We start from the raw sequence: 13,872 nt of genomic DNA, 5'->3' as shown, positions 1-13,872 counted from the left end.
TATGTGAGAGAAATGTATTTCTTTTTTGAGTTCTTTTTCATACATAAAATCTATGTTTCTATGTGTTAAATAAAATTACATCTAATACATTATTAAAACTTAACACCACATGGTAAAATTCGGCTACACAATATTATATGTTAACGATGTAAGTAAATCAATTTCGTTTTATGAAAATGCATTTGGTTTTACTAGAAAATTCATAACTCCCGAAAATGATTACGGAGAACTTAGCACAGGAGAAACTACGATTTCATTTGCATCCAAAGAACTAGCAAATTCTAATTTAAAAGACGGTTTTATCGAAAGCGATTTATCCAATAAACCTTTTGCAACCGAATTGGGTTTTATAACCGATAATGTAAATGAAGTTCTTACTAAAGTAAAAGAAGCTGGCGCAACCATTTTGCAAGAAGCAAAGCAAAAACCTTGGGGACAAACAGTTGCTTATATAAGAGATATTGATGGCTTTTTAATCGAGATTTGTACTCCGATGGGATAAATATTACGAACAAATAAATCTAATTTATCAAAAATCAACACAAAGGCATGAGTAGCAGCACAAAATAAAGGACATTATTCATTTCATAAATTCTATCCTATTCTTACCATAACCCACAGTTTTAGCCGTGTGATGCCAATTGCGATAATACATTGCGTTCCAACGGTAGAAATTGTAGACTATGTTTGCAATGTGTTATCAATTATTCACAAAATAGCCACAATCTTGTCACCCTGACGAAGGAAGGATCTCATCAAGTAGCTCTACAAAAATTATGGAGTTTCTTACGGAGATTTACTACGTCTGTTCGCTACCGCTCGGGTCTCTTTCATCGGAATGAAAAGATTATCTAAAATCAAGCTATTTCAAAATATAAATTTAGAATAACAATAAATTTAATTAGTAATTATAGTACAAAATAGAATATATTAGCTTCGCCTAAAAAAGTAAATAAAAGCTAAAACAAAACAATGGAAGAATTAAGACCTAACGGACAAAGAGCTAAAAATGCAATGCTATTAATATGGATTGTTATGGCAATTGAATTGGTAGCGTTAATTTCTAAATGTTTTCAATATAATTTACTGCAAACTGCTGTAAATGGAGGTGTTATAACTACAGATGAAGCAATTGCAAATGATACTACCGAACAAACTATTGCAATCCTTTATTTGATTGTTTATATTATTTCTGCAGTAACTTTTATCCAATGGTTTAGACGTGCTTATTACAATCTTCACTTAAAAACTGAATTTTTATCCCATTCTGAAGGTTGGGCTGCAGGAAGTTGGTTTGTTCCAATTATTTCTCTTTACAGACCTGTACAAATAATGAGAGAACTATATGAAGAAACAGAATCTTACTTAACAGAAAAAGGGCTGAATATTGATGATAAACTCAAAACTAATATGCTAACTCCATGGTGGACACTTTGGATAATTAGTAACATATTAGGACGAATAATTTCTAAATACCCAACTAATAGTATAGATGACTTAATTAATAGCACAATTGCAAGTATAGTTTTAAATATTATTGGAATACCTCTTGCACTAATTGCTATAAAAATAATTAAAGATTATTCAAGTGTAGAACCATTACTTATTGAAACTGAGATTAATGAAAAACAACTTAAAACTAAAGAACTTTTAGTTGAATCAAATCTAGAAGTATTTTGAAGTATTATACCTATTGGTCCGTATTAGATTTACCGTCAAACTCAATTAAAACATTTGATGTATTTCTATCTATTGCGATTATCACAATAATATCTTGGTTTCTAATAAAAAAACTAAAAAAGAAAAATGAAGACTATGAAAAATCCATTCTATTATGGTCAGTCGGCATTTTGTTTTTCTTATCAAGTTTTATGCTCATCTATTTAAAATTCTATACAATCGATAATAGTGATGAGAGAATTCGTGAAAGTTTAGCTTCTGAACAAGTTGGAAAAGTCGAAGGTGTGATTTCTAACTTTAATCGAACAATCGAGCAAAAAAAACTTGCTTCTATTACTCATGAATCGTTTAAAGTTGACTCAGTAAAATTTAGTTATGCTGATTATTTATTGGGGCGTTTTAATACCTATAGCAATACCAATGGCAACATTATAAAAGATGGATTAAAAGTTCGAATAACATATCGAAAAATCGATAATGAATTACTTAAAATTGAAATTGCTAAGTAAGTTTATATCTATATTCCATTCATCTACTCCACCTCAACCATCAATGAGAGAAACCTAAAGAAACACTTACCAAAATTATAAAGATTACGATTAAAGTGATTACTACATACAGATAGTCTTTCTCTAATAAAAAAGAAAATAACGATAATAATACACGCAATACAGGAGTAAGAAAAAGCAATATTACACCAAAAAATATTATCGATTCTCCATTACCCTGAATAACTCCGTTGTAGATTGCAGAGATTACCTCGAAGATGTTTCTGTCGTTTTCTTTAAATACCGAATAATCTTCGATATCATTACCGTGATGCATCAAATAAACAACTCCACCAATAAAAGCAACCGATAACGAAATCCATACTCCGTAACGCAATAAATTACCTATAATGGTCTGAAAATCTTTTTCTCCAAATTTTTCGTGTGTCATAATCTTAGATTTTTCCGTTAAGTCCATTATAAATCATATTTACTGCAAGTACAAAAATCAGACAGGCAAAAAAGATACGAAGCTTTTTAGGATTTGTTTTCACTAATACTTTGGCTCCAGCCATAGCTCCAAATAGTACACCAATAACAACTGGCATACAGATTCCTGGTTCTATATATCCTTTTTGGATATAAATTACAGAACTCGCCATTGCTGTAACTCCCATCATAAAATTACTAGTTGTGGTAGAAACCTTAAACGGAATTCGCATGATATTATCCATTGCAATTACCTTAAAGGCACCAGAACCAATTCCTAACAATCCCGACATCATTCCTGCAATTCCCATCATACTAAATCCACCAACAACATTTTTTGTTCCGTAGCTAATAACCTCCCCGTCATGCGAAGGATAAGTTCCTTGTAAACGTAACTTTTTAGCCAATGGACTTGACTCTAAAACAATATGTTCTTCTTTTTTTCGTAGCGAATTAATAGCCGAAAATATTAATGTAAGACCGAATAAAACAGCGATAAAAGATGTTGGTGCAATTGTAGAAAGTAATGCGCCACCAACAGCTCCAATAGTAGTTGCAATCTCGAGGAAAATCCCCAAACGCATATTGGTAATTCCTTCTCTTACATAGGCTGCGGCTGAACCTGATGAAGTTGCAATTACCGATACAAGAGCCGCTCCAATTGCGTAATGTATATCGACTCCCAGAATGACTGTTAATAATGGTATAATGATTATTCCACCTCCTAAACCTGATAATGAACCTATGAAACCTGCTAAAAAAGCACCAAAAAGCATAATCAGGGTAAATGTAAGTACTGTCATCCGAATGTATTTATATCGCCGCTAATTTACGAATTGATATTTATTATTTCAGATTTGTGTTTCATAACAAAATATTAAAAAACCTTATCCCTTCCTTTTTAATAGTAGATTCCCGTAATTAAGTGTTATTTTTGATATTCATTTTTAAATCGATTTATGATGAACCTTGTCTAAAATGGGACGCAGATGACGCGGATTCGCCAAGGCGAAAACACGGAAAAAAACGGATTTTAAAACTGATAGAAAGAAAAATAATCCGTCTTTATCAGCGACTTTACGTTAGTAAATCCGCGTCATCTGCGTCCCATCTTACATAATCTTTGCAATTAGAATAAATACAAGAAACAACTATTATATGAATGTTTTACTCATTGAGGATGATAAACGCATAAGCGAATTTATTGTAAAAGGTTTGGAAGAAAACAATTTTACAGTGCATCTTGCCGAAACTGGAGAGATTGCCCGTGACTTGATACAAGACAATACCTGGGATATTATCCTGATGGATATTATGCTTCCAGGCATCGATGGTATTCAACTAACTAAATTGATGCGTTTTAAAAAAATTCATACCCCCATATTAATGCTCAGTGCACTTAGTAATACCGATGATAAAATAAATGCATTAGATTCTGGTGCCGATGATTACCTCGTGAAACCTTTTCATTTTCAGGAATTAATCTCGAGAGTTAATGCCCTTACGCGAAGAACCAAATTTAACTATGATAAAGTCGAAACACTATATACCTGTGGGAGTTTAACCATAAACCCCGAAGAACATAAAGTTACCGAGAACAACATACCTATAGATTTATCACCAAGAGAATACAAACTACTATTATTTTTACTAGAAAACAGAAATAAAGTAATGTCCAGAACCCAAATATTAAATGCTGTCTGGGGAATTAATTATGATAATAACACCAACGTAGTCGATGTTTATATTTCTTATTTAAGAAACAAAATCGAACAAAACCATAAATTTATCCATACCATAAAAGGAACAGGATATATGATTAAAGAATAGTCATGAAAATACGCAACCGATTTACATTAATATCATCATTTACGTTTAGCATTGTATTTATAATTGCTTCGATTATAACGTACTTTTCTTTTTACAGCTATTCTGAAAAGATAATGTATAATGAACTTCAAAAAACGTGCTTGCTTACAGGGATTTTCTACTTAGAAAAAGATGAGTTACCCGAAAATCAACATTTAATCATCGGGCAGCAATTCAGAGAAAATTCACTCGAAATAGTTACTCGTGTTTATAACAAAGAAAATCAAATTGTATACGGCGATAAAGGAAATGATAAGAATATAAACAAAGAGCGACTTGATTATATCCGAAAAAATAGAAAGTTGAGTTTTAAATCAAACCATCATTTTTATTTCGGAAGTTATTACCATGACAATCAAGGAGATTTTGTTGTTTTTGTAAAGAAAAATGATGTCGAATTCAAAACCATTACAAACCGATTGCTTATCATCATGATTTTGGTTTTAATTATCGGACTTGTAATAATATATCTGGTTAGTCGTAAACTATCAAATCTTGCTTACAGTCCTATAAAAAACATTGTAAATCAGGTAAACGAAATCGAAGCTTCATCACTAGACAGACAAATTATTTCTCCTGATACTAAAGACGAAATACAAGAACTTATAGAAACCTATAATAACTTGTTCAAGCGATTATCGGATACTTTTGTAATCCAAAAAAACTTCATCAATTATGTTTCTCATGAATTTAAAACGCCATTAACAGCTATATCTGGAAATCTGGAAGTATTTGCTCAAAAAGAAAGAACTAGTGCCGAATATAAAGAAATGTCCGAAAAAGTATTAGAGAACGTTTATCAAATAGAAGATACGCTCAATACACTTATGATGCTTTCGGGATTAAGAGATAATACAGAGCTTAATGAAATTTTCAGAGTTGATGAACTTGTATGGGATATTAACGACCAATTGCCAGATGTTTATCAATTAAAAGATGCTCAAATACAAATTGCAATAGAGATTGTTAATGACAAACTACTTTCGATAAGAGGAAATAGTAACGAAATTAAGATTGCCTTGTACAATATTATCGAGAATGCTGTAAAATATTCAAAAGGGAATCCTATAAAAATAAGTCTATTACAACAAGATAATCAACTAAAAATCGTAATCGAAGACCACGGAACTGGCATTAGCGAAGAAGACCTAAAATTCATCAAACAAACCTTTTACAGAGGTAAAAATGTAAATGATATAAAAGGTAGCGGCGTAGGACTTTCTTTGGCTAATATTATCTTTAAGCAGAATAATATTCATTTTACGATTACTTCAAAAAAAGGCGAAGGTACTACAGTAACATTACTATTCCCGCCACTCTAATCGTTTTCTAATGTTGCTCTAATCCTCTTTTAACATACATCAAATTATCATTTAATATGGCGCAAGTAGCTTTGCATCATCTTAAAATAACTTAATTTGAAACGTATAATTTTAACCCTACTCGTTATTGTATCATACAAAGGTGTGGCACAAACTGCAGCAATAAACGATACAATTGTTCTTTCCCGAACACAGGCCGAGGCTTTGTTTCTGGACAAGAATATTTCTCTTATTTCCGAAAAGCTGAATATTGACGTTGCCGATGCTCAAGTTATTCAGGCAAAATTGTGGCCTAACCCTACTCTTACTATTGGCGAGATAAATCTTTGGAACAATGCTACGGCGCAACAATTACCACCTTTATGGGGCAATTTTGGAACTACATCGCAAGTAACTGCCGAACTGGAACAACTTATCCAAACAGCTGGAAAGCGAAAAAAGCTAATTGCCATGGAAAAAGTGAGCGTAGATATCGCCAAAGAATACTTTAAAACTTTTTTACGCAATCTAAAAATTGAGTTTAGAGGTAATCTTACCGAATTACAATTTGTACAAGCCCAAGAAGCTGTTTATCAAAAACAACTTTCTTCGATGCAAACTTTGCTTAAAGCATATAGTAATCAAGTTGCTCAGGGAAATATTGGTAAAGGCGAATACATAAGACTAAAAGCAACTGAGCTACAATTCTTAAAAGAAATAAGTGACCTTAAAAAAGAAAATAACTCGTTGCAAAAAGAACTTAAAGTCCTGATGAATCTTCCTGCAACAAGTTATATCAAACTTACCGAAGATGGTTTTCTTCCTGATAATAAAAACATCGACAATATAAACTTAGGTAATCTTATGGCTTCGGCTGTAGAAAACCGACCAGACATGAAAGTCCTTAAACTAGGAAATGAATATAATACTAATAAGTACAAATACGAAAAAGCAATGCGAACACCAGATGTTACCCTTGGTGTGAGCTATGACCGTGGCGCCAGTTTAATGAATGATTTTGTTGGTGTTGGATTCTCTCTGGATCTTCCTTTTTTTAATAGAAACCAAGGAAATATAAAAGCAGCAAAAATAGCTATCGACCAAGGTAAATTACTTGCCGAAGAGAAAACAATAAGTGTACAATCGGAAGTATTACAAGCTTATGAAGATTTAATAGTTACCAAAAAATTATATGATAGTGTAGATGCAGCTTATGAAGGAGATTTAGAAAAACTTTTAGAAAGCTATCGCAAAAACTTCATGCAACGTAATACAAGTATGCTTGAGTACCTTGATTTTGCAGATGCTTATTTAGAAAACAAATCGATATTACTTAATTCTAAAAAAGACCTTAATAAAAACCTTGAAGAACTACGCTATATAGCAGGTCAGGAAATTAATTAAATCCCAAATTATTTAAAAATAATAACAATGAAGAAACTTATTTTACTCCCTATACTTGGATTAATGCTCGTTTACGGATGTGGCAAAAAAGAAGAAATTAAAGATACAAAAGAGGAAAAATTTTGTATTGACAAAGACCTAAAAGAAAAAATCACTATCGAGCCTGTACAAAAACGTGCCGTTAGTGAATCCATAAATCTTACTGGAAACATAACCTATAACAACGATCATGTAGTGCAGTTTAATAGCCTTGTAGAAGGAATTATAACAAAAACTACATTTTCGTTGGGGGATTATGTGAAAAAAGGACAAGTACTTGCCGAGATAAAAAGTACAGAACTTAACGGTATGCAATCCGAAAGCAAATCCTTGCAATCACAAATAGCTGTTGCTCACCGCCAGTTACAAGCTACAAAATCAATGTTTGATGATGGTATTGCATCACAAAAAGATTTAATGCAAGCACAGAGTGAATTAGATGTTTTAAAATCATCTCTTGAAAACGTAAGAGCAAATCTTGCCATGTTTAGCGCTAGTAGCGAAAGAGCAGTTTTTCAGATAAAAGCACCTACAGAAGGATATGTAGTCGCTAAAAACATTAGTCCTGGAATGCAAATAACTGAAGGTAGCGAGCCGCTTTTTACTATTTCTGACTTAAAAGAAATTTGGGTATTGGTAAACGTTTATACCAGTAACTTAAAAAATGTAACCGAAAATATGCTTGTAGATGTAACTACACCTGCATATCCTGGCGAAATTTTTAAAGGAAAAATTACCATGCTTGCTAAAGTTTTTGATGCCGATGAACATGTGCTAAAAGCAAGAATTGTTATGGAAAACAAAAACTTAAAATTGAAACCCGGAATGACTGCAGATATCATTATCGATAAAAGTTTAGGTGGAGAAATGCTAGCAGCAGTTCCTGCAAAAGCAGCCATTTTTGATAATAATCGTGATTATATCTTAATCTATAAAGATGATTGTACCATCGAAACCAGAGAAATTAATCCTACTATAAAAAACAACAACTGGATTTATTTTGATAAAGGAGTTAAAGAAGGTGAAATGGTTATTACTAAAAACCACCTGTTAATTCACGAAAGATTAAAAAACTAAGTATCCCGCATAAAAACGGATAAACACAATACAAGATATGAAAAAATTTGTACAAGGCTTAGTTGCTTTCTCGCTAAAAAACTCCCTTATAGTTTTTTTCCTGACAGCTGTACTACTAGTCGCTGGTATAGTAAGCTATATCCATACCCCCATAGAAGCTTTTCCTGATGTAACCAATACCCGGGCAAGAATAATTACACAATGGCCAGGAAGAAGTGCCGAAGAAGTTGAGAAATTCATCACACTTCCTATTTCTAAACAAATGAACACGATACCTAAAAAAGCCGAAGTACGCTCTATTTCGCTTTTTGGATTATCAGTTGTTACCGTATTATTTGATGATGATGTTGAGGATTTTTACGCCCAACAATATGCATCCAATCGCCTTAACGGATTAGATTTACCAGAAGGAGCCGATGTAGAAATTGAACCACCATCCGGTGCAACAGGCGAAATATTTAGATATATTATAAAAAGTGATTTACCTATTAAGGAAATAAAAGCCATTCAGGATTGGGTAATCGAAAGAGAATTGATATCTGTACCAGGAGTTGCCGATGTGGTAAGTTTTGGTGGAGAAGAAAAGATTTTTGAAATAAAAATTAACCCAACACAGCTAGAAAATTACAACCTATCAGCGTTAGATGTTTATGAAGCTGTTTCTAAAAGTAACGTAAACGTAGGTGGGGATGTTATACAACGTGGCGATCAGGCTTATGTAGTACGAGGAGTTGGTCTTATTAATAAAGTAGAAGATATTGGGAATATCCTTATCGAAACCAAAGGCTCATCGCCAATATTAGTAAAACACGTAGCGGAAGTTACAATATCTGCCAAACCTAGACTTGGCCAAGTAGGTTTAGATGGTGATGATGATGTTGTAGAAGGTATTGTAATTATGCTTCGTGGAGAAAACCCTGGTGAAGTTATAAAAAGACTTAAAGATCGTTTAACCGAGCTTAATGAAAGAGTACTTCCTGATAATGTAAAAATAATTCCGTTTATAGATCGTACCAAATTGGTAGATACAACAGTAAAAACAGTTACAAAAAACCTTGTAGAAGGGATTTTATTGGTGTCTCTAATTGTATTTATTTTCCTTTACAATTGGCGTACCTCATTAATTGTGGCATCAGTGATTCCGCTTTCGTTCTTGTTTGCCATTATAATGCTACGAATTCAGGGATTACCTGCCAACTTAATATCTATGGGAGCGCTGGATTTTGGACTTCTTCTAGAAGGAACGTTAGTTATTGTCGAGCAAGTATTTGTCTCGCTCGAAAAGAAAGCGCATAAAGTGGGAATGGAACGCTTTAATAATATGAGTAAAATGGGGCTTATCAAGAAAAGTGTAGGTAGTGTAGCTACTTATATATTCTTTGCTTTAATTATTTTAATTGTTGCGCTTCTGCCTATTTTCTCATTCACGAAAGTAGAAGGGAAAATGTTCTCTCCCCTAGCCTTTACTTTAAGTTATGCGCTATTAGGGTCATTAATTTTGTCACTTACTTATGTACCAGCAATGTGTAAAGTAATGTTGACCAAGAACATCGTTGAGAAAGAGAATATGATTTCGCGTTTCTTTAGAGAAAACCTATTTAAATTATTTAAATGGAGCACACGCAATCGTAAAGCAACATTATACGGTTTCTTAATTTTACTTGCCGTATGTTGTGCGAAATTTGCATTTTATGGTTCAGAATTTATTCCTAAGTTAAACGAAGGAGCGATTTACGTAAGAGCAACTTTGCCAAATAGTATCAATCTAGATGAATCTGTGAGGCTTACCAAAGAGATGAAAGCTAAAATAAGGAAATTTGAAGAAGTAAAATTTGTACTGACCCAAACAGGACGACCAAATGATGGTACCGACCCAACGGGATTCTTTAATATCGAATTACATATTGAGTTATTGCATCAGGATGAATGGAAACGTAAAATTAGTAAAGAAGAGTTAATCGCCGAGATTAAGAAAGAACTAGATGTATATCCCGGAATAGGTTTTGGTTTTAGCCAGCCGATTCAGGATAATGTCGAAGAATATGTTGCAGGTGTAAAAAGTCCGCTTGTTATAAAGATTTTCGGAAATGACCTATTTCAACTCGAAGAAATGGCTGCAAAAGTGGCTAAATCTATCAAAGACGTAAAAGGAATTGAAGATATCAATGTGTATAAAAACATTGGATTACCAGAATTAAGAATTCAACTTGATGATGAAAAAATGGCGCGTTATGCCATTACAACAGCCGACGCACAAGCTGTTATCCGAATGACAATTGGTGGACAAGCAGCAACCAAGTTTTATGATGATGAAAAGATATTTGATATTACATTACGGTTCGAAAAAGAATACCGTGACTCGAAAGAGAAAATTGAAGATATCCTTATCCCAACCATGAATGGTAAAAAAGTTCCTTTAAAAGAAATCGCAACTGTCGAGTATAAAACTGGACCTACATTCATTTATCGTGAAGGAAACAGTCGTTATATTGCCATAGGATTTAGCATCGAAGGACGAGATTTAGGAAGTACAATTGATGAAGCACAGAAAAAAGTTGCTGCAGAAGTAAAACTACCTAAAGAAAATATAATGAAATGGGCAGGAGAATTTGAAAGTAAAGAAAGAGCTTCTAAACAATTGGCTATGATTGTTCCAGTTGTATTAGTATTGATTTTATGTCTGTTGTATTTCAATTTTGGAAATTTCAAAGATACTATGGTTGCGATTAGTGCAATGCCATATGCCTTTATTGGTGGTTTCCTATCATTATGGATTACAGGAACCGTATTTGGAATATCCGCAGGAATAGGTTTTATTATACTCTTTGGGGTCAGCGCAATTGATAGTATTGTCCTCATCGGAATAATAAAAGAAAATATGAAAGCCAAGATGCACTTAAAAGATGCTATCTCAAATGGTATTTACGCCCGAATTCGTCCAATTGTAATGATTGCACTTATGGGAGCTTTGGGATTATTACCTGCAGCATTATCTACAGGAATGGGATCGGAAGTACAAAAACCATTGGCAATTATGATTGTAGGAGGATTAATAACCTGTATGATATTATCTTTAACCGTATTACCACAAGTATTTTACTTAGTATATCGCAAAAAAGATCTTAGTAACACAGAATCTTAATCAGAATAAATAAAATTTTAAAACACCTTTATGCTTAATGTTTAAAGGTGTTTTTTATGTCTTATTTTGAGTTGCCTAGATTGTCTAAAAATGGAACGCGGATTAAACTGATTCGCTTAGGCGAAAACGCGGATAAAAACGGATTTTTTAGTTTTATTATTTTTAAAAATCAGTCCCGACGCTTCGGGATCCGCGTCTTTCCTTTAGGAAATCCGTGTCATCCGCGTCCCTTTCCCCTTTGTTCCTCTGCACCTAAAAACCTTAAAATCTCTTCCTAAATTCAGATGGAGAAATTCCGGTACTACGCATGATGAATTTATTAAAATGACTACTGTCTATAAACCCCAAATCATTACTAATCTCGGAGAAAGTCAAATTACTTTTGCTTAATTTTTCAGTTACAACCTTCAGTTTCGTTTGTTCGATATAATCCCTTAAAGTAATATTTAAATGATTTTTAAAATATTCGCCAATGTAATTTATAGAAACATTAAAGTGATTTGCCATTTCTTTTTTCTTTAGCAAATGCGGATTAGCAATATTCGAACGAATGTAACTTAAAATAGTATCTATCTTTAAAACCTCGGTAGTTTGGATATTTAAATTACTTTCGTTTATACTCGCATTCCTCCTTATTATCTGAATAAGCGACATCATCAAGCTCTTGATTATGACTTCATTCTGCCCTTTTGGTTTGGCAACTTCATCTAATATTTTCAAAATAACCAATTCGCAAAATGCTTTATCATCTTCGAAGAAAATCAAATTTCCATTCAATTGATTATGATAATAGAATAGCTTTTCTATTTCTTCAATTTCTTTTTTATTCGAAAAAAAATTCGGCAAGAAACGCAAACAATGAAACTTTGTTGGTTCTAGTGTTTTAAAAGAATGATAGTCCTTTGGCGTAAGCAAATAAATATCATGCTCTTTATAATTATGATGAATCGAATTTAAGATATGGTTTCCTGTACCATATTCTATATATAAAAGCTCGAAGAAATTATGTCGATGTACTTCTTTCTTCCAGGTTAATTCTTCGACAGAGTAAATTTCGAAATCTTTGTATATAAAAAAAGTGTCTTTCATAATCCTTAAATTATACAAATATAACCTATATTTTTACATCAATTAATGAATGCGAACCTATTTACTTTGTATCACTAATTTAAAACCCAAAATACTAAAAGATGAAATCTGATACAAAAAAAATAGGAATTCTTGGCATTGGTGGAATCGGCGGATTTGTTGGCGCTCCATTGGCAAAAAAATATAAAGACACAAATACTAAAATTATATTCATTTGCAGAGGCGAAACCAAAAATGCCATACAAAATGAAGGTTTAACATTTGAATCTAAAGACACAAAAGATACCATATTCCCTGACTTAGTATCTGATAATCCAACCGAAATCGGAATCTTGGATGTATTGATAATCACCAGTAAATCGTATTCTGTAAACGAGATATTGGCAACTTATAAAGATTGTATAAGTAATGATACAATTATAATCACTTTGCAAAATGTTGTAAACGCTAGAGAAATCGTTCGCGAAACTTTACCTGAACTTGGAGAAATAATGGAAGGTTGTATTTATGTTGCTTCCAATATAAAAAGTCCAGGACATATTCAGCACGTTGGAGGTCCAGGAAAGATTTTCGTAGGAGGACAAAAAGAAAACAAATGGCTTATTGATTTACTAACTGCTGGAGGATTAGATATTACTTATGTTGATAACATCAATCAGATACTTTGGAAGAAATACCTATTTGTAGCACCAGTTGCTGGAATAACTTCTGCTTACAATGTTTCTTTTGGTCAACTTCTCGAAGATAAAAACCTAATGCATATTCTCGAAAATATGATGGTAGAAATTCAGTCGCTTGCCAGCAAAAACAATATCAGCCTGACAAAAGAAGATATCGAAACCTCAAAAGATTTATTAACTAAATTTCCATTTGAGTCTAAATCATCGTTGCAATTAGATTTTGAAAACAACAATCAAACCGAGAAACAATTCTTAGTAGATTATGTTATCGAAAACTGCAAGAAACACGGAATTCCTACACCCTTTTACGAAAGTGTAAACGAAAAGATTATTTCTTAAAGCAGAGTTATTTCGTGAAATTTCGCAAAGGTTCACAAAGAAAAAAACACAGAGATTCGCAAAGATTTTTATCCACAAACTTGTCTTCCTGAGCGGAGTCGAAGGATATCCACAAACTTGTCTTCCTGACAGAGAAAGGATCTCCACGAGTAGCTCGCCAAAGATTGCCTATAATGAGACGCGGATAAAACAGATTTTTATGCTTCACGAACTTTGCGTAACCTCCTTGCGCCCTTTACGGTTAAAAAACTTTGCGAATCTCTGTGCTTTTTTCT

At 32.9% G+C, this 13,872-nt stretch carries 12 protein-coding genes; 9 read left to right on the top strand and 3 right to left on the bottom strand.

Annotation, left to right across the window (positions count from 1 at the left end; translation table 11 throughout):
• The first annotated feature begins 109 nt into the window (after positions 1 to 109).
• The 3 genes from B8T70_RS19860 to B8T70_RS19850 all read left to right on the top strand — a co-directional run bounded on the left by B8T70_RS19860 (position 110) and on the right by B8T70_RS19850 (position 2,189).
• Entirely contained in the window at positions 110 to 502 is a 393-nt protein-coding gene (locus B8T70_RS19860) for a VOC family protein (RefSeq protein WP_086895968.1), read from the top strand.
• A 470-nt stretch (positions 503 to 972) separates the two neighbouring features.
• A complete protein-coding gene (locus B8T70_RS19855; protein ID WP_086895967.1) occupies positions 973 to 1,680 on the top strand; it encodes a DUF4328 domain-containing protein in 708 nt (235 codons plus the stop codon).
• Between the two features lie 191 nt (positions 1,681 to 1,871).
• Positions 1,872 to 2,189, top strand: a complete 318-nt coding sequence (locus B8T70_RS19850; protein ID WP_086895966.1) for a hypothetical protein — start codon at positions 1,872 to 1,874, stop codon at positions 2,187 to 2,189.
• Positions 2,190 to 2,229: 40 nt separating this feature from the next.
• Here the strand turns inward: B8T70_RS19850 and B8T70_RS19845 are convergent, their stop codons facing one another.
• Both B8T70_RS19845 and B8T70_RS19840 read right to left on the bottom strand, forming a co-directional pair.
• Positions 2,230 to 2,619 carry a DUF1634 domain-containing protein gene (locus tag B8T70_RS19845; protein WP_039115856.1) on the bottom strand — a complete coding sequence of 130 codons (390 nt, stop codon included), beginning with the start codon at positions 2,617 to 2,619 and terminating at the stop codon, positions 2,230 to 2,232.
• Positions 2,620 to 2,623: 4 nt separating this feature from the next.
• Positions 2,624 to 3,460, bottom strand: a complete 837-nt coding sequence (locus B8T70_RS19840) for a sulfite exporter TauE/SafE family protein (RefSeq protein ID WP_039119452.1) — start codon at positions 3,458 to 3,460, stop codon at positions 2,624 to 2,626.
• A 355-nt stretch (positions 3,461 to 3,815) separates the two neighbouring features.
• Here B8T70_RS19840 and B8T70_RS19835 point away from each other — a divergent pair, with 355 nt between their 5' ends.
• From B8T70_RS19835 to B8T70_RS19815, 5 genes are all read left to right on the top strand, one after another.
• A complete protein-coding gene (locus B8T70_RS19835) occupies positions 3,816 to 4,487 on the top strand; it encodes a response regulator transcription factor (protein ID WP_086895965.1) in 672 nt (223 codons plus the stop codon).
• Between the two features lie 2 nt (positions 4,488 to 4,489).
• Entirely contained in the window at positions 4,490 to 5,848 is a 1,359-nt protein-coding gene (locus B8T70_RS19830; protein WP_039119451.1) for a HAMP domain-containing sensor histidine kinase, read from the top strand.
• 96 nt (positions 5,849 to 5,944) lie between these two features.
• The gene (locus B8T70_RS19825) at positions 5,945 to 7,231 is read left to right on the top strand and encodes a TolC family protein (protein WP_086895964.1); all 1,287 of its coding nucleotides are present in this window, start codon (positions 5,945 to 5,947) and stop codon (positions 7,229 to 7,231) included.
• 27 nt (positions 7,232 to 7,258) lie between these two features.
• Positions 7,259 to 8,347 (top strand): efflux RND transporter periplasmic adaptor subunit, encoded by a 1,089-nt coding sequence (locus B8T70_RS19820; protein WP_086895963.1) that lies wholly within the window; start codon positions 7,259 to 7,261, stop codon positions 8,345 to 8,347.
• Positions 8,348 to 8,384: 37 nt separating this feature from the next.
• Positions 8,385 to 11,489: an efflux RND transporter permease subunit gene (locus tag B8T70_RS19815; RefSeq protein WP_086895962.1), complete on the top strand. Its 3,105-nt coding sequence runs from the start codon at positions 8,385 to 8,387 to the stop codon at positions 11,487 to 11,489.
• Positions 11,490 to 11,750: 261 nt separating this feature from the next.
• Here B8T70_RS19815 and B8T70_RS19810 read toward each other — a convergent pair whose 3' ends face one another.
• The gene (locus B8T70_RS19810; protein ID WP_086895961.1) at positions 11,751 to 12,578 is read right to left on the bottom strand and encodes an AraC family transcriptional regulator; all 828 of its coding nucleotides are present in this window, start codon (positions 12,576 to 12,578) and stop codon (positions 11,751 to 11,753) included.
• A gap of 101 nt (positions 12,579 to 12,679) precedes the next feature.
• Here B8T70_RS19810 and B8T70_RS19805 point away from each other — a divergent pair, with 101 nt between their 5' ends.
• Positions 12,680 to 13,597 (top strand): ketopantoate reductase family protein, encoded by a 918-nt coding sequence (locus B8T70_RS19805; RefSeq protein ID WP_086895960.1) that lies wholly within the window; start codon positions 12,680 to 12,682, stop codon positions 13,595 to 13,597.
• Positions 13,598 to 13,872 lie beyond the last annotated feature (275 nt).

This window comes from Flavobacterium sp. AJR (assembly GCF_002156885.1).
Taxonomy (GTDB): Bacteria; Bacteroidota; Bacteroidia; order Flavobacteriales; family Flavobacteriaceae; genus Flavobacterium.
This window is presented reverse-complemented; position numbering and strand designations above follow the sequence as displayed.